A 26,266-nucleotide genomic window follows, 5' to 3' on the forward strand; every position below is an offset into this window, starting at 1 on the left:
AGCGGCACCTTTTTATGATTTGGCAGAGAGCGATGCGGCGGGGTTTAAACCCGCGCGGCCAAAGGAACAAGATGCGAGTGCTGGGATGAGACGGTTTGCCCTGATTTTGACGGTCTGGCCGGGGTGTCGGTGGACATGAACCTGCCGCGAAAGCTGACCGACTTCGAAGGGCGCTGGAGTTTAAAACGCGTTATACGCGACGCGCGAGCGGGGCAGGTTGTGCAGGCAGACGGAGTTGCACACCTCTACGAAGGTGAGGGGGGGCTGATTTATGACGAGGAGGTCACCCTACGCATTCCAGGTCAGCCCGAGATGAAGGGAACGCGCCGTTACCTATGGCACAACGGTGAGGATCGTATCTTGGTGAATTTTGATGATGGCCGCTTTTTCCATGCTCTGAAATTGGGGTCGCCGGAGGCATCTGACCACCACGATTGCCCTCCAGACAGCTACGACGCCGTTTATGATTTCTCACACTGGCCGCAATGGTCTGTGTGCTGGAAGGTGGCCGGACCCAGAAAATCCTATGAAATGAGTACAGATTACGCGCCGCGATAGCGTAATCATCTTGCAGCTAGGCCCGAGACAAGGCATTGCTAATGCAGAAATCCTGGTCCGAATTGGGAGAAATTGAAATGAATGCAAACGTACTGGCCAACGCGTTTGGTCCGCGCGAAGGCACGGCACTGCGCGTAAAGCAAGTTGTTCTGGTTGCGCTGGGTATTGTAGCCCTAGCAATCGCCGCCAAAATCAAAGTGCCGATGTGGCCTGTTCCGATCACCATGGGCACCTTTGCTGTTTTGACCATTGGCACAGCATATGGCGCGCGTCTGGGTCTGGTCACCATGCTGGGTTACCTGCTGATCGGTGCGCTGGGCTTTGACGTCTTCGCGACATCTTCGGCAGAAAAATATGGTCTGACCTACATGATGGGCGGAACCGGTGGATATCTGGTTGGCTACCTGATGGCCACTGTCCTACTTGGTACACTGGCAGCGCGCGGTTGGGACCGCTCGGTCGGTAAAATGGCTCTGGCACTTGTGCTGGCAAATGTTCTGATTTACGTGCCTGGCCTGCTGTGGTTGGGTCAGCTGTATGGTTGGGACAAGCCGATCCTGGAATGGGGTCTGACGCCGTTCCTGCTGGGTGACGCGATCAAGCTGGCGCTTGCCGCTCTGTTGATCCCCGGCCTCTGGAAACTGGTGGGCGACGCTCGCGCCTGAATTTCAGAAAAACTCAAAGAAAAATGCCCGCGCTCAGGTTGGACCTCGGCGCGGGTTTTTTGTTGCCCAAGCAACCCGATGCTGGACAAAGTTGCCAGTGAAAGTCCAATCTGACATCAGCGAAATCATTAGGTTATTGAGATATGCTTTTGTCCCCACGTTCAGCGCTTACAGCTTGCGCTGCCATTTGGATGTCTTGGGCCGCGCCATCTGCGGCTGAAACGCCGATCACATATACTGACGACGATCGTGCTTTGTTCAGCTTTTCCGTTCCTGATTTTTGGGCCGTTCGAACCGGTGGCCCGCGAGAGATTGAGGACACCGAACTGGGCGACCTTCGCGCAGTGGCACGTGTCATTGGAGTACGCCCAGTTACAGACGATAATGTTTGGATGGGGTTCGTATCGCCTGCGGGTGTTGCATCGATCGACGGTGGCATCAGGTATCTGGAAGAAATAGACAAGTTTCTAGTCAAAGATCCCCAAGTTTCCGGAACAAGCGACACGCGTATCGGAGGGTTGCCAGCTCGTGTCATTCGGGGTACCGGCACCCGTGAGGGCCGCGGAATCAATTTCACAGCAACCGTGATCGACTTGCCGAGGGACCGCGTAGCTGTGGTTGTTGCGATCCTGCGGGATGGGGCAGATCCCGGCTATGTAGATGACCTGAACGATGTCTTTGCGTCGTTCCGTTCCCTGCAGTGAGGAGGCGCAAATGACCCGCAAACTGATCAAACGCACGTTCCTTGCACTGGGGTTGGGCGCAGCAACCTTTACTTTGTCAGCCTGTGATGGTGTCACTGTTGGCGCCAGCTATGGCTACGGATATGACCCGTTCTACGACTCGATGCTGTGGAACGATTACTATCGCGATGTTGACGTCGACATCGATATCGACAGGCCTGTTCGTCCGCGCCCACCCGAAGGTAAACCGCCCAATAGGCCCAGACCGCCTAACGGTAAACCCCCGGCACGGCCGAAGCCACCGATTGCAAAACCGCCAGCGCGTCCGCGTCCGCCTGTGGCACGCCCACCCGCGGCCAGGCCCCCGATCCACCGCCCTGCGCCACGTCGGCGTTAAGCAGAGCAAACAAAGGGTCAGGCCAGCAACTCAGTTGTGATCTGGGCTGACCCCTCGAGTGTGCGGTGGACAGGGCACTTGTCTGCGATTTCAAGCAAACGCGCGCGCTGTCCCTGATCCAGCGGTCCTTCAAGACGTATCTTGCGGCGGAACTGATCAACCTTACCGTCACCCGCGAGGCCCGCGTCCTGTGCGTGGACCTTATCGTGGCATACATCGACGGTGATGCCGGTCAGTGGCCATCCTTTTCGTCGGGCGTACATGCGTATAGTCATCGATGTACATGCCCCCAAGCCGGATGAAACGAACCCATAAGGCGACATGCCACGGTCAGTTCCTCCGTAAGAGGCGGGTTCATCCGCGATGGTGTGATGCCGGGGGCCGGACTGAATGTCCTGCAAGAAGCCGCCCGGGTCTACTTCAGTCACGCGCACAACGCCTTCGGGTGCTCCCGGTGGTGGGGCTGGCGGGTTCAGGGGGACATATCGCGACACCCACGCCGCTATAACGTCGGCCGCATATTCGGCGTCAGACGCACGAGTGATCAGGTGATCGGCATCGTCCAAAGTCACAAAGCTCTTTGGGTGTTTGGCAGCCAGAAAAATGGTGCTGGCATTCTCGATACTCACGGTTTCATCCAGCGGAGCATGCAGGATCAATAGGGCTGCTCTAAGGTCAGCAATCGCCGGTGTTAAAGCCGTTTCCGAAATGTCATCTACGAACGCCTTCCCAATGCGGAACGGACGTCCGCCCAGTGAGACTTCGGCTGATCCTTCTTGCTGTATCTCTTCCAGCGCGTCTTCGAAGTGATGCGAGACATGGCCGGGGTCGGCGGGGGCCCCCAGAGTGACCACAGCCTTGACGCTGGGAATTCCTGCGCGGGCCCTCAAAACGGCGGCACCGCCCAACGAGTGACCGATCAACAGGGACGGCGCCATCTTCCTATCGGCAAGGTAGCGCGACGCCACGATCAAATCCTCGACATTCGAGGTAAAAGTCGTGTTGGCAAACTCACCACCGGAATGCCCCAATCCCGTGAAATCAAAACGCAAGACAGCTATGCCCATGGTCGTAAGCCGGGTCGCAATACGGCGCGCTGCCGGTATGTCTTTGGAACAGGTAAAGCAGTGAGCAAACAACGCGGTTGCAAGCACTGGCCCATCCGGCAGATCAAGTCGCGCGGCCAATTGGTTGCCGTCATGACCGGCAAAAGTAATGCGTTCAGTGGGCATGGCTATTCCTTACGTGTCGGGATGGAACCAATACTGTGTGCTTCGGTGGGGCGGCTCAACCCCAATGTAAGAAGCGTCACGGGAAGGTGAGTGAGAGGCACATGTTTTCGAGGAACGAACGCGTCAATGCAGGTCCAGTCAATATGATCAACATTTGTGATGATTTGGCCATCAAATATTCGTTTTAACTATTTCTGGTTAAGCCTCATGTATTGGCCATAGCAAATTCACAGCCAAGGAGGCTTTCATGGCACATACCGTACCCGCACCGCGTGGCGTTGCATTGCGCCCCGAGATTCTGATTGTCGTTGCCCTCACCGGGCTGCTTGGTTTTGCACTTGGCCAGACTTGGCCTGCAGCGTCACCAACAACCGAATTCAGCGCCCCGGTCACAGAAGACTGGCACGGCAACGTCCGGCGTTCGCACTGGCCGAGCTAAGGTACTAGGCCTGTCCCATGAGCTGGGGATCAAAAGCGTAAGTGGTCAGGTTTTCATACCCGTCTTCGGTGATGAGAACCTGATCTTCCAGCTTAATGGAAAAATCCCCGCCGACTTCGCCCACGGCGGCCTCAACGCACAGCACCATTCCCGGCTCAAGCGGGTAATCGTATGATCCTGCGACAGCCTTGTCAGGGTAGGCAACCAACGGCCATTCATCGCACAGCCCGACTCCGTGCATTAGGCACCCGTATTTCTGAGCTTGAAACTTGTCATCCAGTCGGTGGCAGTTTGCGGTTAGTTCAGGGATCATTACGCCGGGTTTCAACATCTCCATGTTGGTCATAATGTGCTCATGGGCGTGCTGCATTGCATAGACCATATCAGGCCGCGGTTTTTCATCTCCGATCCACCAGGTGCGCGAGATATCCACGCAGATGCCATAGGAGCCGATCAGATCAGTGTCGAATGCGATGATCTCATTCTTTTGGGTGATCCTGGGTCCGCATTCTTGAAACCAAGGATTGGTGCGCTGACCCGAGGCCAACAGGCGGGTTTCGATCCACTCTCCGCCACGGCGGATGTTTTCGGCATGTAGGATTGCCCAGATATCATCCTCTGAAGTCTTGCCGTCTCCCACGTTGGTGCGTGCGAATTTTTCCATTTCCGCGACAGCCGTTTCGCAAGCGTGGCTTGCGCAGCGCATAGCCAAAATCTCGTCCGGGCCCTTAACGGCACGGGTCTTTTCGGTGACTTCCTCGCCCTCCATGATTTCGAACCCTTGCGCCTCAAGCGCGCGTAGGCCGTGAAGCATGATCTTGTCGACGGCCAACCGTTTGTTCCCACCGCCGTGTTCGTCAATCAGCACACGCACTTCGTTTGAGAACACATCCGCCGCCACATCTACTTTGTCACCGCGGTCAAAATAGAACAGGTCAGCACCTGACCTCTGTTCTCGTACTAAGGGATTGAATTTGGACAGAAACGGAGAGTTCTTGTAGTCCCAGATAACCATGTAGCCATCGGCGCATAACAGTACGGCGCGAAATGGGTTGTGCGTGTTCCATAGCTGCATGTTGGTGCTGTCAGTGGCATAGCGAATGTTCAAAGGATCAAACATCAAAAGCCCACCAAAGCCGCGATCCACGATGGCTTTGGTCAATCGCTTCCAACGGTATTCCCGCATCCGGACCAAGTCGGGCAAGGTCAATCCGGCAGCTTCCCATTCCGCAAAGGCCAACTGCGTGGGCCCGATTTCGATACGGTCGTTATCGTTCGGAGTGCCATCACCAAGTGACGCGCCCTTGGTTGGGTCAATCTTGCGATTGTCGCGGTAATGTCGGTTCATTGTGGACCTCCTTGCCTCATTATTGAGCGTGAAGGTGGAATGAACAGGCGTCTTGAAAATTTGCGACGCATTGCCCGTCGCTTTTTGACCGACAATCGATCGCGCGAGTGTTAGGTCAAACTCATGAAAACAATTCTACAGAAAGCGATCCCATACGACCCGTTCAACCCGCGCCCTATGCCGGGCATTCAACCGACTACCATGGAAGAATGGCTGCACGTTGACGATGCCTTTGCCGGTCAAATGCAACGTCGGGAAACTCTGTTAGCGGAACGCCGGTCGGACGTTCTGGCCTTGGATTCCAGCGCCAAACCTGCGGCGCAGGAATTACTGGATATTGTTCTCACACAGGCCTATTCCGGTGTCTCGGACAGCGTGACGCGGCCAGATGGGAAAGAGGTTCACATTGATCGCGACCACCCGCTGGATACGCTGTGCCAGTTGGTGCAAGAGGATTTTTGCATCCTGCAAAAGCACGGGGCAGAGCACGTTCTGACGGGGGCAATTTTATGTTTCCCGGCAAGTTGGCGCTTGTCAGAAAAATACATGCGCCCTTTGATTGATATTCACGTGCCTGTGGACAGTTACACCGATGATATTGCCCGCCGAGTACAACGCTTGTTTGACGGTGTGCAGCCGGGCCGACCTCTGTGGCGGTTTAATGCGCTAAGGTACGAGGATGCCGAACTCTTTCAACCACGCAGCGCAAGCGATCGACGCCAAGTCAAAGACCCCGGAGCAACCCGCTATATGCGCAGTGAACGGCAAACATTATTGCGATTGCCGGAAACACGAGCGGTGATCTTTACGATTCACACCTATGTTGTTGAAGTAGACCGCTTAGCCTGAAAATGGAAAACCCCGCCGATTGGCGGGGCCTCCAAGGAGGGTCTTTCTACAATGTGCTACATGCCGAGCACATTTGCGACACCGGCGAATGCCCCGCTTGTGCTGAGAGCGGAGATTGCGACGGTGTAGGCAAGTACCTGAGTATTCAAGCGAAAATCCTCGCCTCGGATCAGGTTAACTGCGGCCATCGAAGCCGCGATCGGAACTGACACGCTAGCCACGGCACCTGTCAGACCCCAACTTGTCAGTCGGAGGATGTCACTGGGGCGGTCGTGGTCGAGGGGGCGCGTGTCTTCGTCCCGATCAATGGGCTGCTCGTTGGTTTCTGTCCGAAAAGCAATGCTGAGGAGTTGCTCATCTGACAACTGGATCGGTCGGGCTACTGGTTTCAGCGCCTGTTTTTTTGACTCATCCAGGTCTTCTTCTGCAGGAATGTTCAAGCCCGCGAACGGGCCGGAAACTGCCTCGAATATTTGTTTTCTGTCCCTCTGTTTGTTTGGGGTCAGTGTATCGAATGCGCTCATGAACTGCTCAAGTGTCAGAACAGTGTTGGGGGACAACCACTCGACACGCTGTGTCGCGCAGATGTCGACCATGCGGTAGAGGATTACCACCATCATAAGCTCAGAGATTTCGTTGTCGTCCAACAGTGCAGAAACCGGAGAGATCGTGATTGTCAGCCTGTTTTCAGGCAAACTCACTATCGGCTTATGCATGGTTTTCAGGCCTGCAAACCGATCTAGACGTTCGAACCGGTCAGTGCTTTCGCCCAATTGGGTGTCTAGCGTCAGACGCACAAGGTACTGGCTGGAGACTATGCTGGCTTCGGTCGCGTTCACAAAGTTCTTGCGCTCGACCAGATGCCCATAGTCTTCGAGGGTCGTTGCAACGATGTCGCCGAAACGCTCGATCGCGTTTTCAGTCTTGCCGTTGAATTGCAGACCACCGTGATAACTGTGCTTCGGAGTCACCGCCCTGTCCTCTGTCGTCGATTTCTTAACAATCAATTTAGCAATCGATATGGGGCAAAATTGGGCGCAAATGGAAAAAAATGAGAAATTCGCTTGATTGATTACACTATGGAAACCAAGGCATTTTGAGGGCCGTTCGGATTCTGTGGCAACATTGTGTCCGGATTGGGGTGTCTGCATTCAATTTCGGTTAATCCACTACCCGTCGATTCGGGCGGCCATGATTGCGATCGATTGCTGATATACTGAGGCGGCGTTCCACTGTTGAATAACAGCGTAATTTGGTTGGCCTGGCTGATAGCCTCGACCCGGTTTCCACCCTTTCTTGCGAAGAAAATTGGCGGTCGAGGCCAAAGAGTCTGTCATGTTGTAAAAATCAACTTTGCCGTCACCGGTGGCGTCCACTCCGTAGGTCAGGGCATTGCCTGGCAAAAACTGCGTGTGTCCAAGCTCGCCATGTTTTGCCCCTTTTGTGGCGGTCGTAATGCTGCCTTGATCCACCAGTTTCAGTGCTCCGATGGCATGAGGGATAAAGAACTCGGATCGGCGACAATCATAGGCAAGTGTTGTGATTGCGGAAACAACCTGACTGTCTCCCATGAAATTTCCGAACCCGGTTTCCATGCCGTGAATGGCAATCAGCACACCGGCCGGGACACCGTATTGTCTTTCAAGGGCGGCGTAGAACTGAGGGTTGCGGGCTTTGCGTTTGCGCCCCTGTGCAACAATGGTGTCGGCCCCGCGCACTCGCATAAACTTGTCCAGCGAGTACTTAAAGCTTTTCTGGTTGCGATCCGCTGCAATGGTGCGGGTTGCATATTGGCTTTGAGCCAATGCCTGTAACCCTTTCTTTTTTACGCCCGCGCGTTTGGCCTGTTTTGCAAAGTCCTTTTTCCACGCATCAAACCCAGCGCTGGTATTCCCGCAGGGTGCGGCCAGGGCATAAGTCGGTGTGGAAAGCGTAAGTATCAAAAGCAATGTGCGAAACATGAGGTCAATCCAAAAGCCTGTAATTCACGGTCAAGCCTAAGCTGGGTTTCTGAATCCGGAAAGGGGGTCAATAAAGGTCCAGTTCATCTGTGCCTTTGAGGCTTTCGAACCACTCCTCCGGCGTTTTATCGATCTTCGCGTGTTTAACCATCATCGCGTTCATGTTGGGCAACTTCGAGGAATCTGGCCAGTTATCCGGTTCCCAAAGGTTCGATCGGATGACGCATTTAGGGCAGTGCGCAAAGGCGGTCTGGACTTGAACCAATAGTGCCAGCTTGGGCGGACGATCCTTGACGGACATACTGTTAAGCAGGTCAGCGTCGGTGCAAATTCGTGCGTTTCCCCGAATGCGTAGTGTTTCCATCTTGCCGGGAACAAAGAAAATCAGGCTGACCCGAGGGTCTAATAGTACATTGTGAAACGTATCCACGCGTTTGTTGCCCGGACGGTCCGGGATGGCAAGCAGCGTGTCGGATACCACGTTAACAAAACCTTCCGGGTCGCCTCGGGGAGAGATATCCAGATAGCCACCGGGATTGGCTGAGGCGATTAGGCAAAAAGTCGACTTTGAAATGAAGTCACGGCACATCTGATCCAGTGCCGAAAGCTCTTTAGCTAGGATCTGGGGTAGGGGTGCGCCAGTGATGCGTTTCAGTTCTTCTGCCGAAGTTACGAAGTTCGAGAATTGCGAGAATGGGGCGTCGGATGACATGCGATCTTCTCCTAACCGGGATGGTCCCGAGTTTGGTAGATCAAGCCAAACGAAACAAGGGCGCCCAAATGGACGCCCTTGCCGAGGTAGGTCTGCAACCGGATTAGCAGCTGTAGTACATGCCGTATTCTACCGGATGCGGGGTGTGCTCGTAGGTTTCGACCTCTTCCATCTTCAGTGCGATGTAGCCGTCGATCTGGTCCTTGGTGAACACGTCGCCCTGCAGCAGGAAGTCGTGATCGGATGCCAGAGCTTCCAGTGCTTCACGCAGCGAGCCGCAAACTGTCGGGATGTCCGCCAGTTCTTCGGCAGGCAGATCGTACAGGTTCTTGTCCATGGCTTCGCCCGGATCGATCTTGTTCTTGATGCCGTCCAGACCGGCCATCAGCAGAGCGGCAAACGCCAGGTAGGGGTTCGCAGCTGGATCGGGGAAGCGAGCCTCGACGCGCTTGGCTTTCGGGCTTTCGGTCCACGGAATACGGACACAACCCGAACGGTTACGAGCCGAGTAGGCGCGCAGAACAGGTGCTTCAAAGCCCGGGATCAGACGCTTGTAGCTGTTGGTCGACGGGTTGGTGAAGGCGTTCAGGGTCTTCGCGTGCTTCAGGATGCCACCGATGAAGTACAGCGCTTCGTCCGACAGGTCGGCGTACTTGTCGCCAGCGAACAGAGGCTTGCCGTCTTTCCAGATCGACATGTTCACGTGCATACCGGTGCCGTTGTCACCTGCGATCGGCTTCGGCATGAAGGTGGCCGATTTGCCGTAGGCGTGAGCAACGTTGTGGATGACGTACTTGTACTTCTGCAGCTCGTCGGCTTGCTTGGTCAGGCTGTCAAAGATCAGGCCCAGCTCGTGCTGACAGGACGCAACCTCGTGGTGGTGCTTGTCAACTTTCATGCCAAGACGCTTCATGGTCGACAGCATTTCCGAACGCAGGTCTTGTGCTTCGTCGATCGGGTTGACCGGGAAGTAACCGCCCTTGACGCCCGGACGGTGGCCCATGTTGCCCATCTCGTACTCGGTGTCGGTGTTCCACGACGCGTCGGTTGCATCAACTTCGTAAGATACCTTGTTGATGCTGTTCGAGAAACGGACGTCGTCGAACAGGAAGAATTCGGCTTCGGGGCCCATGTAGGCTACATCACCGATACCCGATGCTTTCAGGTACGCTTCGGCTTTCTGAGCGGTGCCGCGCGGGTCACGCTCGTACGCTTCACCTGTGTCGGGCTCGACAACCGAGCAGTGAACGCAGATGGTTTTTTCCGCGTAGAAAGGATCGACATACGCGCTGTCGGTGTCGACTACCAGCTTCATGTCCGAAGCTTCGATCGACTTCCAGCCTGCGATGGATGAACCGTCGAACATGAAGCCTTCGTCCAGGAAGTCTTCGTCAACCTGATCGGCCATCAGGGTAACGTGCTGCAGCTTGCCACGCGGGTCGGTGAAGCGAACATCGACGTACTCGGCGCCTTCGTCCTTGATCAGCTGAAGAACTGCGTCCTTGCTCATACTCTCTATTCCTCTGGTTTGAGTGTGTTCGATTACAGCGCTTCCGAACCGGTCTCGCCGGTACGGATGCGGATGGCTTGTTCAACGGGCGAGACAAAAATCTTGCCGTCGCCGATCTTGTCGGTTTTCGCAGCGGATACGATTGCCTCGATTGCAGCGTCAACTTGGTCGTCGTCCAGTACGACTTCGACTTTTACCTTGGGCAAGAAGTCCACGACGTATTCAGCACCGCGATAGAGTTCGGTGTGGCCTTTCTGACGGCCAAAACCCTTAACCTCGATCACGCTGAGACCCTGGACACCGACGTCCTGCAGTGCCTCTTTCACTTCGTCCAGTTTGAACGGTTTGATGATCGCTTCGATCTTCTTCATCCCGGGCTCCCTATAACACTTGTCTCGATGGCACTGATCACGTCTAAGATCAGGCGGCAATCTGATTGCGTAGATGATGGCGAGTGTGTGCCGAGAAAATAGGCGGTGGATTAAATTTTGGTCAACTTGCACAAAAAGTAATCAGAATTGAATCACCAGAGGAATTTGAGATGACGGAATTGCTGACAGCCGCGCAAATGCGGGCCATCGAACAGGCCGCGATCGAGTCCGGTGAGGTGACCGGGCTGGAACTGATGGAACGGGCCGGGCAGGGCGTGGTCGAGGCGATTTTCGATGAGTGGCCCGAACTGGCAAAAGCGGCTGGCCGGGCGGTGGTTTTGTGCGGTCCGGGGAACAATGGCGGTGATGGGTTTGTCGTGGCGCGTTTGTTGCACGAGCAGGGTTGGGAGGGTCAGGTTTTTCTATATGGGGAAGCCGATAAACTGCCGCCGGATGCGCGGGTAAATTACGACCGGTGGCTGGGTTTAGGAGAGGTTCTGCCGCTGACCGAACGAGACATGCGCAAGGGCGGTTCCGCTGATCTGTACGTTGACGCCTTGTTCGGGACAGGGCTGAAGCGCGGCTTGGACGGTGAGTTGTTCAAAGTTGTTCGGCATCTTTCTGGTATGAATGGGGACTATTATACAGACCAAATTGTCAGTATCGACGCCCCATCGGGCTTGTGTTTGGATAGCGGGCGGGTGTTGCATCAAGAGCCTTTGAATCTATGGCCTCGCGAGTTGCTGGACAGTATTCCTGTAGAGATGCGGAACAAGGTTGCCGGTGCGGGCGGCGGACGCGCTTTGCACGACCGTTTTGCGCGGTTGACCGTGTGTTTCGACAGTCCAAAGCCGGGACATTTCTTGGCACAGGGGCCGGACTTATGTGGCAAGCTTGTTGTGAAAGACATCGGTATATCCTCTCAGCGTTGCCGCTGGAACGGTGACCCATACGACAGCGCGTTCACCTTGGGGCCCAAGCCTTTTCCCAGGGCGAACCGTCCAGCATTTCTCACCCTTGTTGAGGCGCCGGGCCGTGTAGAGGACGAGCGAAGATGGGGTGGGTTGCCGCTTTATCGTCTGCCCAAGTTTAAACAGCATCACAAGTATACCCACGGTCATGCCCTGATCTTGTCAGGCGGACCAGCCAAAACCGGGGCCGCGCGTCTGGCGGCTCGGGGGGCTTTGCGCATTGGTGCGGGGCTGGTGACGTTGGGTGTTCCTCCGTCTGCTCAAATGGAGGTAGCATCGCAGGTGACGGCCATTATGTTGCAGCGGGTGGAGGGCGCGGACGGCCTGACCGAAGCTTTGCGGGATGAGCGCCTGAACGCCCTTTGCCTTGGCCCAGGATTGGGAGTGGAGCGCGCTCGAGAAATGATCCCGGTTGCCCTTGGGGCTAAACGGGCAACGGTGCTGGACGCCGACGCATTGACAGTTCTTGCCAGTGATCCGGTATCGCTGTTTCCGCTTCTACACGAGAACTGCGTTCTCACCCCACATGGCGGCGAGTTTGCGCGGTTGTTTCCTGATATCGCCGAGAAACTTGTGGAAAAACCAACCAAAGGCCCTGCCTATTCCAAGGTGGATGCTACCCGCGAGGCGGCACAAAGGGCAGGGTGCATCGTGCTTTTCAAAGGGCCGGACACTGTAATTGCGGCGCCGGATGGTCGGTGTTCAATAAGCGCGGCGTTCTATGAGCGATCAGCGCCATGGCTGGCGACTGCTGGTTCGGGAGATGTGCTGGCGGGTTACGTTGCCGGGTTGCTTGCGCGCGGGTTCAATCCAATGCAGGCAGCAGAGACCGGCGCATGGCTACATGTGGAATGTGCGCGCGCATTTGGGCCTGGGTTGATTGCCGAAGATCTGCCCGAGCAGTTGCCTAAGGTTTTTAAAGGACTGAATATTTGATGATTTCGGCAAGTTTTGGCCGAAGGTCGGTGCTGTCGGCGGCATTCGGCCGATAGGCTTGCGGCTACAGCAAAGCGAGTGTTTGCCAGACGCATGGGCGGGCGTCAAAATTTCCTTGGAGCTGGTCTCTAGTCGCAGCAAAGCTGCGCTTAATAAATTGAAAATAAAGGAAATTAATTCCGGCCTTTTGTGACCTGAGTGGCGATCGTGCAATACTTTGAAAAGTATAGGGAAATGTCACTGGAACCTATGAATTTGATGCGCAATCAAATGGTACCTGAACCCGGAATTTTTCATGGTGAGTGAAATGACCCAAAAACTAAAACTGTCTTCGGTAGCAGCAGTTTTGGCCGCGACGACGGCAATTCCTGCCGCGGCAGAGCTAAAGTACGAAAATAACAGCGGCGGCTATGTGCTGTTGTACGGACAGCTGCACCCGGCTTTGGTGTCGGTTGACGACGGCGAAGAGACCGAAACTCGGGTACTGGACAACGATCTGTCCAACAGCCGCGTTGGCCTGCGTGTCATGCAGCCTTATGGCAGCAACGAGTTCATGTTCCGGTTTGAAACTGGTTTGGGTCTGCCAAGCACAGGTACCGCAAACCAGGATGGCACCAACACCAATGGATGGACGCGCTCAGATATCCGCCACGTCGATTTCTCGTTGAAAGGTGGTTACGGTAAGTTCTCGGCGGGTCAGGGCAGCATGGCCTCGGATGGGGCAGCCGAAACTGATCTGTCTTATGTCGGCACTGCGCTGTATTCGTTCACCAATGATGAAAACGGGGCTTTCTTCTACCGAGACCCCACTGGCATTCTGAGCGACATTACTGTTGGGGACTCGGCCGATAACTTCGACGGCGCGCGCCGAGGCCGTATTCGTTACGACACGCCAAAATTCGGTGGAAGTACTGATGATAACGGGTTCTCAGCCTCCATCGCCTATGGTCAAAACATCCTGTCCAGCAGCGACGACGATGACTACTACGATGTCGCTGTGTCCTATAACGAAACATTTGCCGGAGGCGTTAAACTCGCTGCAAGCATAGCTTATGCCGTCCGCGACTTCGATGACTCGTCCGGCGAGCGGAAAGACTGGATCGGATCGGGCTCTGTTCTTTTGCCCAGCGGGTTCAGCTTTACTGCGGCTTTGGGTACGCGCGATGACACATCCGCCGGGGCAAGTGATCCGGACTACTGGTACACCAAGTTGGCCTACGAAACCGACAAGTGGATCCCTTCGTGGGGAAAGACCGGCATCGGTATCGACTATTTCGATGGCTCTGATTTCGAAAATGACGGCTCTAGCACCAAGGCTTGGGGCATTGCGGTCGTGCAGCGGATCGACAGCATCAACACCGATACGTACCTGAAATATCGTAACCACAATTTCGACGATATGGTAGATTTTGACGATAACGAAGCATGGGTATTGGGCGCACGCTGGCAGTTCTGATCCAGCTGTTTCCGACACAAATGGCGCTCCGGTAGTTTCCGGGGCGTTTTTTTGTTCAATTCGGCGGCAAAACAAGACCGATCCGGCCTTTGCCCCCTTGCACGCAGGCGGCTTGGCAAATAGAAGGCGTCAAATTTGCCCGGCGCGCCTTTTTGCGCGCCCCGAATCCTATGGGGACTACCATAATGCAGGTTACCGAGACGCTGAACGAAGGTCTGAAACGCGGCTACAACATCGTCGTATCCGCAGCTGAGCTGGACGACAAAGTGAATGAAAAACTGGTCGAAGCGCAGCCTGAAATTGAGATGAAGGGCTTCCGCAAAGGCAAGGTGCCGATGGCTCTGCTGAAAAAGCAGTTTGGTCAGCGTCTGCTGGGTGAAGCGATGCAGGAAAGCATCGACGGCGCGATGAACCAGCACTTCGAAGACAGCGGTGACCGTCCTGCGCTGCAGCCGCAGGTCAAGATGACCAACGAGGACTGGAAAGAGGGCGACGACGTCCACGTCGAAATGTCCTATGAGGCGCTGCCGGCAATTCCAGAAGTTGACCTGAAGTCCGTTGAGCTGGAGAAACTGGTCGTCAAGGCAGACGATGCAGCCGTCGAAGAAGCGCTGAACAACCTGGCAGAAACCGCTCAGGACTTCAAAGCGCGCCGCAAAGGTTCGAAAGCTAAAGATGGCGATCAGGTTGTGATCGACTTCGTTGGTAAAGTGGATGGCGAAGAGTTCGAAGGCGGTTCCGCCGAAGACTATCCGCTGGTACTGGGCTCCAACAGCTTCATCCCCGGTTTCGAAGAGCAGCTGGTTGGCGTAAAGGCCGAAGAAGAAAAAGACGTCAACGTCAAGTTCCCCGAGGAATATGGTGCCGAGCATCTGGCCGGTAAAGACGCTGTCTTCACCTGCACCGTCAAGGAAGTGAAAGAGCCCGTTGCCGCCGAGATCAATGACGAGCTGGCCACCAAGTTCGGCGCCGAAGATCTGGCCGCGCTGAAAGGCCAAATTGCTGAGCGTCTGGAAGCTGAATACGCGGGTGCTTCCCGTGCTGTCATGAAGCGCGCGCTGCTTGACGTTCTGGACGAGAAAGTTTCGTTCGACCTGCCGCCGTCGCTGGTTGAAGCAGAGGCCAAGCAGATCGCACATCAGCTGTGGCACGAAGAAAACCCAGAAGTCGAAGGTCACGACCACGGTGAGATCGAACCCACCGACGAGCACAACAAACTGGCCGAGCGCCGCGTTCGCTTGGGTCTGCTGCTGGCTGAGCTGGGTCAGAAAGCCGAGGTTGAAGTCACCGATGCCGAGATGACTCAGGCGATTATGAACCAAGCGCGCCAGTACCCTGGTCAGGAACGTCAGTTCTTTGAGTTCGTTCAGCAGAACGCTCAGATGCAGCAGCAGCTGCGTGCGCCGATCTTTGAAGACAAAGTCGTCGATTACATTGTCGAGTTGGCTCAGGTTGCTGACAAAGAAGTTAGCAAAGACGACCTGCAGAAAGCCGTTGAGGCACTGGAAGAGGAATAATCCTCTTCCGCCCATTTCACCCATATGGGCACAAAAAAGCGGAGCCGTCTGAAATTAGACGGCTCCGCGTGGGTGGCTTTTAGCTCTACGAGGTGAGGGGGTCAGGCCTCTTGAGCAAAAGCACGGGGGGTACTTAGCAGAGCGGTCTTTTGCTCTGGCGTAAATCTGTCCGAAAGGGCTTCGATCAACTTCAGAACTGCTTCAACTTCGTCTTTCGAAGTTGCGGTGTGCATTTGTTCCACAAAGTACTTTTCCAGCTGTGTTAGCGGCTGGTGGTCGAAATTCGCAACACCGGGATCTTCTTGTGTTTGAGAGCTGGCGACCAACTCAAGCGCTTGCTCATCTGTCAGAAAGACATCATGCGCAATGCCGGCATAGTCCCGAATACCTGAGATACGCTCATCCGAGCAGTCCATAAGTGCTGCCATGGCAACCACTTTGCCCATTGGCTTGGCTGAACCTAGATAATCGTATGGCGCGTTTCCAGACCGTTGCAGAACGCGATTCATGACCGGGTCAATCACGGCGATCGAGTCAAGAACTCCTGCCGCCTTTGCGTATTCGAAGGACCCGATCATAACCTCGCTGGTCACATAGGAAACCGAGTTTTCTCCGCGCCCACGGCCCAATTTCTTAGTGTCTACACAGAAGCGGGTCGCTTCCCAGACCTGTGAGCTGCGAAGCGGTGCTTCGCCGTCGAGAATTGAATGAAAGACGTCCGCCAACATATGTGGCCCTGTGGTCTGCAAAAGTCTCATACAACCAACGACGTCCCCTTCGTCATTGATGCTGACAACGTGTGCAGGGTGCAGGTCGTCAAAGTGGTCGCGTTCGCGCCCATCTTTAATATTTACATCCCAGCCTAAGCGGTCGCCGAAAACGCGCGCGCGCAGTTTGAACATGTCATCAAGGACGTCTTTAAACTTATGTTGGTTGATACCATCAATTACGATGATCATTTCCATCCCCCTACAGTCTGGTTACCGTAAGGAAGATGTTAACTAAGTTCTTGTCTGAGACTATTGGGGGTTTCCCGTAGATTTTGGGCTTTTTTGTTAACCTGGAGCGATTAGACCTAAACCTATTGCTCTACCAATGGCTTGTGGTGTGGTTAACGCGCCCAGTTTTTCCCGACCGGAACGCATGTGCACCTCTACTGTCCGGTGCGAAATCGAAAGAATGTCACCGATATCCTGCTGGGATTTGCCCTCTGCCACCCATTGCAGGATTTCTTTTTCTCGCGTGGATAGTGCTGGAAGGTAGAGAGCCTTAGCCAAAACGCCCGACTGCATAACCATGTCGTGTGCTTGGACCGCGGCCATCTGCAAGTCCCCCATGACTTGAGTTTTCAGCTTTTCCCACTCTTCATCCGAGCAATCTCGGGTCACGCTGAGAATGCCGCACTCGCCATAAGGACCGCGGACAGGAACGGTCAACCCTCTGGGAGTTATTCCGAAATCATGTGCATCACGGAAAACAGTGTTGAACTTCTCGTCGTGATTGAAGCGTCCCCAGTCGACTGGGGCGATACTAAGAACGGACTGGTAGATCGTCGGGTCAAAATGGTGATACCCGTGGCGCCCGTAGTGCAGTTTCCACTCGTCAGGGTAGTTCGCATAGCCCTGAACATCACCTTTGACAGGATTCATGGTGGCGTAAGACGCATAGTCAAAGCCAAGTTCCTCGCAGACTGAGTTAATGATATCGGCGGTCGACTTCTCCTGATGGTCGAGCGCAGCCAAGTCTATGAGTTTCACCTGTCCTACCCTTGTGCGGCTTTTCTTTCCCCAAAGGAAAAGCCTTTCTGTCCATTCAAATCATACGTTGCGTCAATTGCAGTGCTTAGTGCAAGCCATTTGTGCAAGAGACACAGACATATTGCGTGCTTGAGGCAACACGACGGGCCAATGATGCAACAGATTTACACTATTTCCCAGTTGTAAACTGTATTATGCACGGTTTTTCTACTCTGGCCGTAACCCGGTTTCAACCAGCATCCCCCGTGCCTTGGCTTCGGGGTAGAAGCCTTTGGCATACAGAAAAATTGCACGTTGCTGATCTCCATCAGATAGCAACCAGGCGCCTTTGAGGTACTTCCCGGCAAACTCGAGGTTCGTATCCGCGTCCAACAATCCTTGTGCATTGCCGGTGTAACCCATCGATCTGGCAGTTGCGGGCAAAATCTGTAGCAGGCCGTAATAGGGGCGATTAACAGCCCAGGGGCGGTGCGTGCTTTCACGAATTGCCAGCTTGTGAACCAATTCGCGCGGTAATTCATAGTGGTCGGCCCACTTGTTGATAGAGGCGCGCAGCTGGGGCGTTTCATTGGGGTGTAGCGGGGGGTCAAACTCAACCGGTGTAGGGGTATCCGGTCCGCCGCAAGCTGCTATTGGGGCAATTAGAAATGCGGCCAAGACGCTGCGGCGCATAAATTTTGTCATCTGGGTGCTCCGAAATTCAGGGTGCGATGATAGGAAACGATGATGCATCTGCAAGTCTGCTACAAAATACTGGCTGAATTTTGCCCGTTTGGAGCGAGCGCAAAAAAAGGCCGCACAAAATGCGCGGCCTTCTTTCAATCTCAATTTTGCCAGATCAGGCTTTAGCTTCGTCTTCTTCAGCCGGAGCTTCTTCGGATACCAGATCTTCGTCGTCCGAAGCAGCGGAGCCGATATCGTCGAACAGTTCGGCGATTTCGAATTCAGCAGCAGCTTCTTCTTCGGCAGCCAGTTCTTGGATCGATTTGCCCGACGCCTGCAGTTCGGCTTCTTCTTCCGAACGGGCGACGTTCATTTGGATCTCGACTTCGACCTCGGGGTGCAGCTTTACGGCGAGCGAATGCAGACCCAGTTCCTTGATCGGTGCGATCAGGGCGATCTGTTTCTTGTCGACAGTGAAGCCTGCTTCAGTCGCAGCGTCTGCCGCGTCACGCGGAGTGACCGAGCCGTACAGAGCGCCAGCATCCGATGCCGAGCGAATCACGATGAACTGCTGACCGTCCAGCTTTTCAGCCAGTGCTTCAGCTTCTTTCTTGGTTTCCAGGTTGCGCGCTTCAAGCTGAGCTTTCTGGGCTTCGAACGACGCGATGTTGGCGTTCGATGCGCTCAGAGCTTTGCCTTGGGGCAGCAGGAAGTTACGGGCGTAGCCGGGCTTAACGTCAACGACGTCGCCCATTTGACCCAGTTTCGCAACGCGTTCCAGAAGGATAACTTGCATGTTAGTCTCTCCTTACTTCACAGCGTAGGGCAGCAGGGCGAGGAAGCGGGCGCGCTTGATAGCACGGGCCAGTTCACGCTGCTTTTTCGCCGAAACGGCGGTGATGCGCGAAGGTACGATCTTGCCACGCTCAGAGATGTAGCGCTGCAGCAGACGAGTGTCTTTGTAGTCGATTTTCGGCGCGTTCTCACCCGAGAACGGGCAGACCTTGCGGCGGCGGAAAAATGGTTTTGCGGCCATGGTTTATGTCCTTTCGTCAGGCGTTGATCAGCGGCGCTCGCGGCGGCCTTCGCGCTCATCGCGCTTCTGCATCTGGACCGAAGGGCCCTCGGCATGCTCGTCGACCTTGATGGTCAGAACGCGCATAACGTCGTCATGCAGGCGCATCAGGCGTTCCATTTCCTGTACCGCGCCGGAAGGGGCATCAGTTTTCAGGAAGGCGTAGTGGCCTTTGCGGTTTTTGTTGATCTTGTAGGCCATCGTCTTGACACCCCAGTACTCGCTTTCGACGACGTTGCCGCCGTTGTCAGCCAGAACGGTGCCGAAATGTTCGACGAGGCTTTCTGCCTGCGCGTTGGACAGATCCTGACGCGCGATCATTACATGCTCATACAGTGGCATGTGCACTCCTGTTTCTATCAAGGCGCATTTCATAGGCGGGGTCTTTAAACCCTCCGCGACCCTGCCACGAGAGGCTGCGCGATTCATACGATTAGCGAAGGATGGCCCCGTATACACTTTTGCGAGTGGGGGGCAACCCCTCGGAACATGCCTTGGTGAAGTCGTGCTATTAACATCCAATTAACATTGCGCTGCCCAATTCCTGACGCTTTTCGGCTCAAAGTTGTTTTGCATACCGGCAACACGCCGAAGAACGAACCCAGGACGGCAACCTGAAAACAGGGTGAGAGAAATGACCGCGATGAATACGAATGCTTTCGAACAGTCTGCGAGCGACGCGCGCTATGAAAAATCCGTACCAGTTCTGATCACCTTTGCTGCGAACTGGAAAGTTCGAATGATTTTGGCCCGCGTAGTTGGCGCTTTCCTGATCGTTATGGCGTTTTCGATGTGGTTGGTCCCTGGTTCCGCAATGGCGGCCGAAGTATGGCCAATTAAACTGGCAGCGTCCCTGACATTCCTGCTGATTGGCGTCAGCCTGCTGACAGTCCAACTGCTGGACTCTCGTCCTGACGCGTATTTTGACCCGATCCGCCGCGAAGTCCGGGTTCTGCAGAAAAACGAAAATGGGCGTCCTCAGACTGTTCTGCGTCGCAGCTATGACACTCTAGGCGGTGCACGTTTCGCCGAAGATCAAGTGGAACTGTTCGACGTGGATGGCAGCCTGCTGATGAAGTTGCCACTGGAATCGGCGGATGTTAGCCGAGCGCTTAAGGGACAGCTTAGCGGAAGTGTAACAATCTTCGCCTAAGATTTATTCTGTTCATCTAGGAACAGACATTGTGAGTGAATAGAACTTGTGTGCTGCCCTTGGGCAGCACATTTTCGTTATCGAGCAACCAATTCGGTTTGCATCCACAAAATTGCGGAGATTGTCATGAAAACCACCCTTCTTGCTGCGGCGCTGGCCGTTTCGGCAACTTCGGCGTTTGCCAGCGCCGAGAAATACGTTCTGGACCCCAGCCACAGCCAGGTAGTCTTCAGCTATGACCATCTGGGTTATTCTACCACAACTGGCATGTTCTCGGGCTTTGAAGGCGAGATCATGTTCGATCAGGAGGATCCTGCTGCTTCGAGTGTGTCCGTGTCGATGCCCGTTGTTGAGATGATTACTGGCTGGAAGCCCCGTGAAGATCACTTCATGACCGAAGACTTTTTCGGTGTAGCCGAAGGCGATTTGATCACATTCACTTCGACAGGTATCGAAGTCACCGGCGAGAACACAGCCAACATCACTGGCGACCTGACCATGAATGGTGTGACCAAGTCAGTCGTTCTGGACGCCAAATTGAACCAAGTTGGCGATCACCCAATGGCCAACAAGCCTTGGGCTGGTTTTGACGCGACGACCACACTGGTCCGCAGCGAGTTCGACCTAGGTCAATTTGCACCGTTCGTCAGCGACGAAGTTCAGGTTCGTATTTCAGTCGAAGCTCAGAAAGCTGAATAATCCAGTTCAAACTTTCTAAGAAGAAACCGCCGGGGGATCACCCCGGCGGTTTTTTTATTGCCCGCGTTCTGCAGTAAGATTGACCGAGACAACAACGCCAAAACCAAGCGAGTCTTCGGTCGGCTGGGATGTGCCGACATCGAAATCCATTCGATTCAGTTCCAGTTCGCCAGACATCGTTGCGGTATTGTCCTGTAACTCCAATTCAAAGGGTAGGACGACATCCATGGATTTGTCGCGAATAGTCAGCGGTCCGCGCGCCTCGTAACCAGTTTCGGTTTTGAAGATATCTGCCTTGAATTGGGCCGTCGGGAACTGAGCGCTGTCAAAGAAATCAGCCCCCATGGCTTGATCAGTGACCGTTCCAAGGCTCAGAGACGTGATCGCAATCGTTACATCCACCGTCCCGGCTTGGCCCGGTTCTGCCGGGTCTTCAAAGGCTATCGCTGCGGTCCAATCGGCAAAGCTGCCGGTAACCGGGCTGCCCAGTTGGGCGATCGTGATAGACAAGTCGCCGTCCTGAACTTTCCAGTCCGATTGCACCTCGGTCAGTTCAGCTGTGTCGGTCGCCGCGGTAGAGTGATCCGAAAACACGCCGGTAGACCAACCGCCAATCAAAACTGCGCCCCAGACGGCAAGGGCCGCGAATGCAGGCGCGGTCGAGTGATGTTGCGCAGGAGGCTCAGGTGCCTCCGAATTGCCCGGCAGCATGCGTCGAAGAGTGCTGTCCTTGTCGATCACGTGGTGTTTGAGTGCTCCGGCGATGTGCAGCGCCAAAGACCCAGCCAGAACCCAGATGAAAAGCCAGTGCAGACCAGCCGTGACTTCGGCTAGGTAAGGTGACTTGGGTACAAATGGCAGGTTCTGACCAAATGGCCACAGGATCTGGGCGAAACCCTCGGCAGCGGCGTGATGCACCCAACCTGTCAACGGCACTAAAACCAACGCAGCGTACAACATCCAATGGACGACTTCTGCTGCGAAAGCTTCGGGCTTGTTTTCTGCGTTCAGCAATCCGGGCTTGGTTTGCGTCACTGCCCAAAGGATGCGGGCAAGAGCGACAAAGAAAACAGTGACACCTACCGTCTTGTGTAACGAAAACAGACGGGCGGCCCGTGCAATGTCTTCTTCGGTGGTAGGGACGGACGGGTCATAGATTGCGTGGGCCAGATCATTGGCGAACCACCCCAAAGGCAATGCCGTAAAGATCAACAGGGCGGTTAACCAGTGAAACGTCTTGGTCACGCTGCCATAGCTTGAAAAGGTGTTGGTTGAAGGCATCAGTTGCTCCGGGCTGGAAGGGCTGCGTTCAACCTAAAGCCATGGGATCAGGACTCAATAGCGCGGTACGCACATCAAAAGTGCCACAGTGCAGAGGTCAGGCAATGCTTGTGCCGCGCTCGCACACAGTTTACACCCCGCCGCAACCTAACGTCATCCATGAGGTCGCAATGACACGCGCATTCGTATTTCCGGGGCAGGGCGCCCAAACTGTCGGGATGGGCAAGGCTTTGGCCGAGGCTTACCCTGCAGCTCAGGCTGTATTCGATGAGGTCGACGAGGCACTGGGTGAAAGACTGAGCAGCCTGATCTGGGACGGCGATATTGCGGACCTTACGCTGACGCAAAATGCGCAACCGGCGCTGATGGCAACTTCTATCGCCGCGATGCGCGCGCTTGAGGCCGAAGGTGTTTCGGTGTCGGATGCGGCTTTCGTTGCCGGTCACTCACTAGGTGAATACTCGGCTCTGGCAGCGGCTGGTGCGCTGACGGTTGCGGATACCGCCCGTCTGCTGCGCACGCGCGGTCAAGCAATGCAAAGCGCCGTGCCGGTCGGCGAGGGTGCAATGGCGGCCATTCTGGGCCTTGATCTGGACGCTGTACGTGCAGTTGCCGAAGAGGCCGCACAGGGTGAAGTATGTCAGGCTGCGAACGACAATGATCCGACACAGGTTGTTGTCTCGGGGGCCAAGGCCGCCGTTGAACGCGCGGCAGAGATCGCCAAGGAAAAAGGCGCCAAGCGGGCGGTGATGCTGCCGGTCAGTGCTCCTTTCCACTGCGCGCTGATGCAGCCCGCGGCTGATGTCATGGCCGAAGCGCTGGCCTCTGTCGAAATAAAGGCACCTGCCGTGCCGCTGGTAGCGAACGTGCGTGCCGAAGCTGTCACCGATCCCGACCTGATCCGTCAATTGCTGGTCGAGCAGGTCACCGGCTCGGTCCGTTGGCGCGAAAGCGTTCAGTATATGGCAGCGCAAGGCGTGACCGAGACATGGGAGATCGGCGCAGGCAAGGCGCTGTCGGGCATGATCCGCAAGATCAACCGCGACATCGCAGGCAAGGCCGTAGGTACGCCGGAAGACGTGCAAAAGGTCACCCAGGCCGAATCGTAAGTTGAAAACGCCCCGTTGGGGCGCACCAAGAGGGAAACCGAATGTTTGATTTGACAGGTAAGAACGCGCTGATCACCGGCGCTTCGGGTGGTATCGGAGGCGATATTGCACGCGCCCTGCACGGCGCTGGCGCTACTGTCGGGCTGTCCGGTACGCGGGTCGAGCCTCTGCAGGCGTTGGCAGATGAGCTGGGCGAGCGCGCCCATGTTCTGCCTTGTAACCTGAGCGACCCCGAAGCCGTTGCGGCGCTGCCGAAACAGGCGGCGGATGCGATGGGTTCGGTCGACATTCTGGTCAACAACGCGGGCATCACTCGAGATAACCTGTTTATGCGCATGTCTGACGACGAATGGCAGAGCGTGATCGACGTGAACCTGACCGCCACAGCCAAGCTGTGCAAAGGTGTTCTGCGCGGAATGATGAAGGCGCGCTGGGGCCGGATTATCAATATCTCGTCCGTGGTCGGCGCGACCGGCAACCCGGGTCAGGTCAACTATGCCGCGTCCAAGGCAGGTATGGTTGGTATGACCAAGTCGCTGGCATATGAGGTAGCAAGTCGCGGAATCACGGCAAACGCGGTGGCTCCGGGTTTCATTACGACCGCGATGACGGACAAGCTGACGGACGACCAGAAATCCGGAATCCTGACACAGGTTCCGGCCGGACGTATGGGCGAGGCATCTGAAATTGCCGCAGCAGTTCTGTACCTTGCCAGCCCCGAAGCTGGATATGTTACCGGAACAACCTTGCATGTGAACGGCGGCATGGCCATGTTGTAAACGCGGATCGAGGCAGGTGCGAAAGCGTTTGCCTCGGGCGTTGTCTGTGCTATAGGCGGCACATGAATGCAGGGGTCGACCGTTTGGTCGGCCTTCTACTTTCCCGGTAATCGGGGACCCAAACCGCCCGACCGGGCAAATCAAAGCCAGCCTGAGCGGGCAAGGGCAGAACCGGGCAATACGCCCTGAAATGGAATGAGGAATAGACATGAGCGACGTCGCAGATCGCGTTAAAAAGATCGTTGTTGAGCACCTGGGTGTTGAAGAAGACAAAGTTACTGAAAACGCGTCTTTCATCGACGATCTGGGCGCAGACAGCCTGGACACTGTTGAGCTGGTAATGGCCTTCGAAGAAGAGTTCGGCATCGAGATTCCGGATGACGCAGCCGAAACCATCCAGACCTTTGGCGACGCCGTCAAATTCATCTCCGAAGCTTCCTAATCGCTTCGAAATCTCTTAAAAACGGCGCTTCCGGGCAACGGAGGCGCCGTTTTTTGTGCTTGAACCGAATTCAGGCTTGCCAGCTATAGTATTCGTTCGCACGCTCTCGTGTGAGGCGCAATAATTCAGAGCGGGCAGGGCATGATACGATCCACCCCGATGATAAATACGGCTCGCCTGACGCTTTGCGCCATGCGGCCTGAAGATTTCAACCGGTTCGCCGAGATTTGGCAGAATCCGTGCATCGTGCGGCATATCGGTGGCAAACCGCGTTCACGCGGCGAAGCTTGGGATTCTTTCCTTAGAAATGCTGGGCACTGGCAAATGGCTGGATTTGGCCAATGGGCGGTTCTTCAGCAGTCGAATCGCCAAATGATCGGTCAGGCCGGGTTTTTTTATGGAAACCGCCAAATAGGTGAAGACTTTGACAGTTTTCCCGAAGCTGGTTGGGTTCTTGTCCCCGAGGCTCAGGGGCAGGGATTGGGGCTCGAGGCCGCTCAGGCCGCTCATGACTGGTTCGACAGAGTTATGCCGGGGCCGCTGGTCGCAATGATCGATGCCGCGAACTCGGCCTCGCAAAAGCTGGCTGAAAAGCTTGGTTATATAATGATGCGAGAGTGCCAGTACAACAACACTCCTGTTCAACTGTTGCGTCGGAACGGTCCTCCGGCTCGTATCTAAAAAACGTCGTCTGCTGCAATGCCGCAATTTGTCTGTAGTTTGCCGAAACTGGTAAATCCGTGGGCGACTCGCTGTGTATGGTGTAATGGTTGTGCAAAGCGATTGAGCGGAGGAGCGTGCTCATGAGGATTTATCCCACTATGGAATTGCAGAACGGCCGGTGTGTAACACTCGAGAAAGGCCGTCTGGACGAAGCAATGATCTGGCACGTAGACCCTGTCGAAACGGCCCGTAGCTGGTCCGCTGCAGGTGCGGAATGGATGCAGTTGACGGACTTCGATGCGATTGAAGGGCGTGATACCAATTCGGAGCTGGTCGAAGAGATCATTCGCTCGGCTGAGATGCCTGTTCAATTGGCAGGCGGTATGCGTAGCCGCGAGCAGGTTGAGCACTGGATCGACAAAGGCGCTGGGCGTGTTGTGATTGGCACGTTAGCTGCACGCGATCCAATACTGGTGAAAGAGCTGGCTAAGCTGTATCCGGACCAGATCGTTCTGGCCGTGGACGTATGGCAAGGCCTGGTCATGACTGAGGGCTGGCGCAGCCAGAGTGCCTTCACCCCCGAGGCGTTTATCGAGGCGTTTGCTGACACACCCTTTGCCGCCATTGTTGTGACGGACATCGACAGCGACATGGAAGACGTAGAGGCGCAGTTGGGCTTGATTTCCGGAGTTGCCGAAAAATCCCGAACTCCTATCATCGCCAGCGGTGTGGTTCGGACTTCGGATGACATCTCGCGTTTGGCGTACATTCCGAACATCTCGGGCGCGATTGTCGGGCGGGCATTGTTCCGTAAGTCGATCGATCTGGTTGAAGCGCTGCAGACTGCGCAGGCTGCACACGAACCGGTTGCGCAGTTCCAATAAGACGATAGTCAAAAACAGGCCGCCTGATGCCCGTCAAAGCAGCAGGCGGTTTTTTATTTTTGGAACCTCAAACGTAACGGCAAACTTTAATTTCTTTCGGCTTTGGCGAGATGATGCCGGAAGGGAATCTGCTGTTGCTCTTGCCCCCGGCCCCCG

General features: G+C 55.3%; 30 protein-coding genes. 16 read left to right on the top strand and 14 right to left on the bottom strand.

Translation table 11 applies throughout. From position 1 onward, the window contains the following. Positions 1-135: 135 nt before the first annotated feature. The 4 genes from ACR0EO_RS00965 (at position 136) to ACR0EO_RS00980 (ending at position 2,303) form a co-directional block, all read left to right on the top strand. A complete protein-coding gene (locus tag ACR0EO_RS00965; protein WP_480686523.1) occupies positions 136-558 on the top strand; it encodes a DUF6314 family protein in 423 nt (140 codons plus the stop codon). Positions 559-635: 77 nt separating this feature from the next. After that, positions 636-1,223 carry a biotin transporter BioY gene (locus tag ACR0EO_RS00970; RefSeq protein ID WP_480686524.1) on the top strand — a complete coding sequence of 196 codons (588 nt, stop codon included), beginning with the start codon at positions 636-638 and terminating at the stop codon, positions 1,221-1,223. 143 nt (positions 1,224-1,366) lie between these two features. Next, positions 1,367-1,927 (top strand): hypothetical protein, encoded by a 561-nt coding sequence (locus ACR0EO_RS00975; RefSeq protein ID WP_480686525.1) that lies wholly within the window; start codon positions 1,367-1,369, stop codon positions 1,925-1,927. 10 nt (positions 1,928-1,937) lie between these two features. Next, the gene (locus ACR0EO_RS00980; protein ID WP_480686526.1) at positions 1,938-2,303 is read left to right on the top strand and encodes a hypothetical protein; all 366 of its coding nucleotides are present in this window, start codon (positions 1,938-1,940) and stop codon (positions 2,301-2,303) included. 17 nt (positions 2,304-2,320) lie between these two features. Here the strand turns inward: ACR0EO_RS00980 and ACR0EO_RS00985 are convergent, their stop codons facing one another. Further along, positions 2,321-3,535: a bifunctional alpha/beta hydrolase/OsmC family protein gene (locus ACR0EO_RS00985; protein WP_480686527.1), complete on the bottom strand. Its 1,215-nt coding sequence runs from the start codon at positions 3,533-3,535 to the stop codon at positions 2,321-2,323. A 247-nt stretch (positions 3,536-3,782) separates the two neighbouring features. Here ACR0EO_RS00985 and ACR0EO_RS00990 point away from each other — a divergent pair, with 247 nt between their 5' ends. Continuing rightward, the gene (locus tag ACR0EO_RS00990; protein ID WP_480686528.1) at positions 3,783-3,974 is read left to right on the top strand and encodes a hypothetical protein; all 192 of its coding nucleotides are present in this window, start codon (positions 3,783-3,785) and stop codon (positions 3,972-3,974) included. A 4-nt stretch (positions 3,975-3,978) separates the two neighbouring features. Here ACR0EO_RS00990 and dddP read toward each other — a convergent pair whose 3' ends face one another. Continuing rightward, positions 3,979-5,322, bottom strand: coding sequence for a dimethylsulfonioproprionate lyase DddP (dddP, locus tag ACR0EO_RS00995; RefSeq protein WP_480686529.1), 1,344 nt, complete (start codon positions 5,320-5,322; stop codon positions 3,979-3,981). Between the two features lie 123 nt (positions 5,323-5,445). Here dddP and ACR0EO_RS01000 point away from each other — a divergent pair, with 123 nt between their 5' ends. Next, a complete protein-coding gene (locus tag ACR0EO_RS01000) occupies positions 5,446-6,171 on the top strand; it encodes a heme-dependent oxidative N-demethylase family protein (RefSeq protein ID WP_480686530.1) in 726 nt (241 codons plus the stop codon). A 56-nt stretch (positions 6,172-6,227) separates the two neighbouring features. On the opposite strand, the gene ACR0EO_RS01005 is transcribed toward ACR0EO_RS01000, so the two are convergent. The 5 genes from ACR0EO_RS01005 to ACR0EO_RS01025 form a co-directional block, all read right to left on the bottom strand. Continuing rightward, complete coding sequence (locus ACR0EO_RS01005) at positions 6,228-7,142, bottom strand: hypothetical protein (protein WP_480686531.1); 915 nt, start codon at positions 7,140-7,142, stop codon at positions 6,228-6,230. A 198-nt stretch (positions 7,143-7,340) separates the two neighbouring features. Next, positions 7,341-8,132: a lytic murein transglycosylase gene (locus ACR0EO_RS01010; RefSeq protein ID WP_480686532.1), complete on the bottom strand. Its 792-nt coding sequence runs from the start codon at positions 8,130-8,132 to the stop codon at positions 7,341-7,343. 67 nt (positions 8,133-8,199) lie between these two features. Then, positions 8,200-8,844: an MSMEG_1061 family FMN-dependent PPOX-type flavoprotein gene (locus ACR0EO_RS01015; RefSeq protein ID WP_480686533.1), complete on the bottom strand. Its 645-nt coding sequence runs from the start codon at positions 8,842-8,844 to the stop codon at positions 8,200-8,202. A 103-nt stretch (positions 8,845-8,947) separates the two neighbouring features. Beyond that, positions 8,948-10,354, bottom strand: a complete 1,407-nt coding sequence (gene glnA, locus ACR0EO_RS01020; protein ID WP_480686534.1) for a type I glutamate--ammonia ligase — start codon at positions 10,352-10,354, stop codon at positions 8,948-8,950. A gap of 32 nt (positions 10,355-10,386) precedes the next feature. Next, a complete protein-coding gene (locus ACR0EO_RS01025) occupies positions 10,387-10,725 on the bottom strand; it encodes a P-II family nitrogen regulator (RefSeq protein WP_170325301.1) in 339 nt (112 codons plus the stop codon). A gap of 170 nt (positions 10,726-10,895) precedes the next feature. Here ACR0EO_RS01025 and ACR0EO_RS01030 point away from each other — a divergent pair, with 170 nt between their 5' ends. The 3 genes from ACR0EO_RS01030 (at position 10,896) to tig (ending at position 15,605) form a co-directional block, all read left to right on the top strand. Then, on the top strand, positions 10,896-12,632 hold the full coding sequence (locus ACR0EO_RS01030) for an NAD(P)H-hydrate dehydratase (protein WP_480686535.1): 1,737 nt from the start codon (positions 10,896-10,898) through the stop codon (positions 12,630-12,632). 307 nt (positions 12,633-12,939) lie between these two features. Continuing rightward, on the top strand, positions 12,940-14,088 hold the full coding sequence (locus ACR0EO_RS01035) for a porin (RefSeq protein ID WP_480686536.1): 1,149 nt from the start codon (positions 12,940-12,942) through the stop codon (positions 14,086-14,088). Between the two features lie 185 nt (positions 14,089-14,273). Continuing rightward, positions 14,274-15,605 (top strand): trigger factor, encoded by a 1,332-nt coding sequence (gene tig / locus ACR0EO_RS01040; RefSeq protein WP_480686537.1) that lies wholly within the window; start codon positions 14,274-14,276, stop codon positions 15,603-15,605. Between the two features lie 101 nt (positions 15,606-15,706). On the opposite strand, the gene ACR0EO_RS01045 is transcribed toward tig, so the two are convergent. From ACR0EO_RS01045 to rpsF, 6 genes are all read right to left on the bottom strand, one after another. After that, on the bottom strand, positions 15,707-16,564 hold the full coding sequence (locus ACR0EO_RS01045) for an acyl-homoserine-lactone synthase (RefSeq protein ID WP_480686538.1): 858 nt from the start codon (positions 16,562-16,564) through the stop codon (positions 15,707-15,709). Positions 16,565-16,660: 96 nt separating this feature from the next. Continuing rightward, positions 16,661-17,362, bottom strand: a complete 702-nt coding sequence (locus ACR0EO_RS01050) for a helix-turn-helix transcriptional regulator (protein WP_480686539.1) — start codon at positions 17,360-17,362, stop codon at positions 16,661-16,663. 207 nt (positions 17,363-17,569) lie between these two features. Further along, complete coding sequence (locus ACR0EO_RS01055; RefSeq protein WP_480686540.1) at positions 17,570-18,046, bottom strand: transglycosylase SLT domain-containing protein; 477 nt, start codon at positions 18,044-18,046, stop codon at positions 17,570-17,572. 154 nt (positions 18,047-18,200) lie between these two features. Beyond that, on the bottom strand, positions 18,201-18,821 hold the full coding sequence (rplI, locus tag ACR0EO_RS01060; protein ID WP_480686541.1) for a 50S ribosomal protein L9: 621 nt from the start codon (positions 18,819-18,821) through the stop codon (positions 18,201-18,203). Between the two features lie 12 nt (positions 18,822-18,833). Then, complete coding sequence (gene rpsR, locus ACR0EO_RS01065; RefSeq protein WP_005608650.1) at positions 18,834-19,061, bottom strand: 30S ribosomal protein S18; 228 nt, start codon at positions 19,059-19,061, stop codon at positions 18,834-18,836. Between the two features lie 27 nt (positions 19,062-19,088). Further along, positions 19,089-19,442 (bottom strand): 30S ribosomal protein S6, encoded by a 354-nt coding sequence (gene rpsF / locus ACR0EO_RS01070; protein WP_068332653.1) that lies wholly within the window; start codon positions 19,440-19,442, stop codon positions 19,089-19,091. A 292-nt stretch (positions 19,443-19,734) separates the two neighbouring features. On the opposite strand from rpsF, the gene ACR0EO_RS01075 reads away from it, so the two are divergent. Both ACR0EO_RS01075 and ACR0EO_RS01080 read left to right on the top strand, forming a co-directional pair. Further along, complete coding sequence (locus tag ACR0EO_RS01075) at positions 19,735-20,253, top strand: hypothetical protein (RefSeq protein ID WP_480686542.1); 519 nt, start codon at positions 19,735-19,737, stop codon at positions 20,251-20,253. Between the two features lie 126 nt (positions 20,254-20,379). Further along, positions 20,380-20,952 (top strand): YceI family protein, encoded by a 573-nt coding sequence (locus ACR0EO_RS01080; RefSeq protein WP_480686543.1) that lies wholly within the window; start codon positions 20,380-20,382, stop codon positions 20,950-20,952. 54 nt (positions 20,953-21,006) lie between these two features. Here ACR0EO_RS01080 and ACR0EO_RS01085 read toward each other — a convergent pair whose 3' ends face one another. Next, complete coding sequence (locus tag ACR0EO_RS01085) at positions 21,007-22,233, bottom strand: cytochrome b/b6 domain-containing protein (RefSeq protein ID WP_480686544.1); 1,227 nt, start codon at positions 22,231-22,233, stop codon at positions 21,007-21,009. A gap of 170 nt (positions 22,234-22,403) precedes the next feature. On the opposite strand from ACR0EO_RS01085, the gene fabD reads away from it, so the two are divergent. From fabD to ACR0EO_RS01110, 5 genes are all read left to right on the top strand, one after another. Then, on the top strand, positions 22,404-23,342 hold the full coding sequence (fabD, locus tag ACR0EO_RS01090) for an ACP S-malonyltransferase (protein ID WP_480686545.1): 939 nt from the start codon (positions 22,404-22,406) through the stop codon (positions 23,340-23,342). A gap of 41 nt (positions 23,343-23,383) precedes the next feature. Next, complete coding sequence (gene fabG / locus ACR0EO_RS01095; RefSeq protein WP_480686546.1) at positions 23,384-24,121, top strand: 3-oxoacyl-[acyl-carrier-protein] reductase; 738 nt, start codon at positions 23,384-23,386, stop codon at positions 24,119-24,121. A 208-nt stretch (positions 24,122-24,329) separates the two neighbouring features. Continuing rightward, on the top strand, positions 24,330-24,563 hold the full coding sequence (locus tag ACR0EO_RS01100; protein WP_005982462.1) for an acyl carrier protein: 234 nt from the start codon (positions 24,330-24,332) through the stop codon (positions 24,561-24,563). Between the two features lie 141 nt (positions 24,564-24,704). Next, positions 24,705-25,244, top strand: a complete 540-nt coding sequence (locus tag ACR0EO_RS01105) for a GNAT family N-acetyltransferase (RefSeq protein ID WP_480686547.1) — start codon at positions 24,705-24,707, stop codon at positions 25,242-25,244. Positions 25,245-25,366: 122 nt separating this feature from the next. Next, positions 25,367-26,110, top strand: a complete 744-nt coding sequence (locus tag ACR0EO_RS01110) for a 1-(5-phosphoribosyl)-5-[(5-phosphoribosylamino)methylideneamino]imidazole-4-carboxamide isomerase (protein WP_480686548.1) — start codon at positions 25,367-25,369, stop codon at positions 26,108-26,110. Positions 26,111-26,266: the final 156 nt, after the last annotated feature.

The organism is Ruegeria sp. BE9 (genome assembly GCF_056538765.1).

Coding starts and splice junctions, on each gene's coding strand:
- ACR0EO_RS01035 (WP_480686536.1), top strand. CDS start 12,940: ATGACCCAAAAACTAAAACTGTCTTCGGTAGCAGCAGTTTTGGCCGCG.
- ACR0EO_RS01075 (WP_480686542.1), top strand. CDS start 19,735: ATGACCGCGATGAATACGAATGCTTTCGAACAGTCTGCGAGCGACGCG.
- ACR0EO_RS01100 (WP_005982462.1), top strand. CDS start 24,330: ATGAGCGACGTCGCAGATCGCGTTAAAAAGATCGTTGTTGAGCACCTG.
- ACR0EO_RS01000 (WP_480686530.1), top strand. CDS start 5,446: ATGAAAACAATTCTACAGAAAGCGATCCCATACGACCCGTTCAACCCG.
- ACR0EO_RS00980 (WP_480686526.1), top strand. CDS start 1,938: ATGACCCGCAAACTGATCAAACGCACGTTCCTTGCACTGGGGTTGGGC.
- dddP (WP_480686529.1), bottom strand. CDS start 5,322: ATGAACCGACATTACCGCGACAATCGCAAGATTGACCCAACCAAGGGC.
- ACR0EO_RS00985 (WP_480686527.1), bottom strand. CDS start 3,535: ATGCCCACTGAACGCATTACTTTTGCCGGTCATGACGGCAACCAATTG.
- ACR0EO_RS01030 (WP_480686535.1), top strand. CDS start 10,896: ATGACGGAATTGCTGACAGCCGCGCAAATGCGGGCCATCGAACAGGCC.
- fabG (WP_480686546.1), top strand. CDS start 23,384: ATGTTTGATTTGACAGGTAAGAACGCGCTGATCACCGGCGCTTCGGGT.
- fabD (WP_480686545.1), top strand. CDS start 22,404: ATGACACGCGCATTCGTATTTCCGGGGCAGGGCGCCCAAACTGTCGGG.
- ACR0EO_RS01080 (WP_480686543.1), top strand. CDS start 20,380: ATGAAAACCACCCTTCTTGCTGCGGCGCTGGCCGTTTCGGCAACTTCG.
- ACR0EO_RS01015 (WP_480686533.1), bottom strand. CDS start 8,844: ATGTCATCCGACGCCCCATTCTCGCAATTCTCGAACTTCGTAACTTCG.
- ACR0EO_RS00970 (WP_480686524.1), top strand. CDS start 636: ATGAATGCAAACGTACTGGCCAACGCGTTTGGTCCGCGCGAAGGCACG.
- ACR0EO_RS01085 (WP_480686544.1), bottom strand. CDS start 22,233: ATGCCTTCAACCAACACCTTTTCAAGCTATGGCAGCGTGACCAAGACG.
- rplI (WP_480686541.1), bottom strand. CDS start 18,821: ATGCAAGTTATCCTTCTGGAACGCGTTGCGAAACTGGGTCAAATGGGC.
- ACR0EO_RS00965 (WP_480686523.1), top strand. CDS start 136: ATGAACCTGCCGCGAAAGCTGACCGACTTCGAAGGGCGCTGGAGTTTA.
- ACR0EO_RS00990 (WP_480686528.1), top strand. CDS start 3,783: ATGGCACATACCGTACCCGCACCGCGTGGCGTTGCATTGCGCCCCGAG.
- ACR0EO_RS01055 (WP_480686540.1), bottom strand. CDS start 18,046: ATGACAAAATTTATGCGCCGCAGCGTCTTGGCCGCATTTCTAATTGCC.
- rpsF (WP_068332653.1), bottom strand. CDS start 19,442: ATGCCACTGTATGAGCATGTAATGATCGCGCGTCAGGATCTGTCCAAC.
- ACR0EO_RS01010 (WP_480686532.1), bottom strand. CDS start 8,132: ATGTTTCGCACATTGCTTTTGATACTTACGCTTTCCACACCGACTTAT.
- ACR0EO_RS01025 (WP_170325301.1), bottom strand. CDS start 10,725: ATGAAGAAGATCGAAGCGATCATCAAACCGTTCAAACTGGACGAAGTG.
- ACR0EO_RS01105 (WP_480686547.1), top strand. CDS start 24,705: ATGATACGATCCACCCCGATGATAAATACGGCTCGCCTGACGCTTTGC.
- glnA (WP_480686534.1), bottom strand. CDS start 10,354: ATGAGCAAGGACGCAGTTCTTCAGCTGATCAAGGACGAAGGCGCCGAG.
- rpsR (WP_005608650.1), bottom strand. CDS start 19,061: ATGGCCGCAAAACCATTTTTCCGCCGCCGCAAGGTCTGCCCGTTCTCG.
- tig (WP_480686537.1), top strand. CDS start 14,274: ATGCAGGTTACCGAGACGCTGAACGAAGGTCTGAAACGCGGCTACAAC.
- ACR0EO_RS00975 (WP_480686525.1), top strand. CDS start 1,367: ATGCTTTTGTCCCCACGTTCAGCGCTTACAGCTTGCGCTGCCATTTGG.
- ACR0EO_RS01045 (WP_480686538.1), bottom strand. CDS start 16,564: ATGATCATCGTAATTGATGGTATCAACCAACATAAGTTTAAAGACGTC.
- ACR0EO_RS01110 (WP_480686548.1), top strand. CDS start 25,367: ATGAGGATTTATCCCACTATGGAATTGCAGAACGGCCGGTGTGTAACA.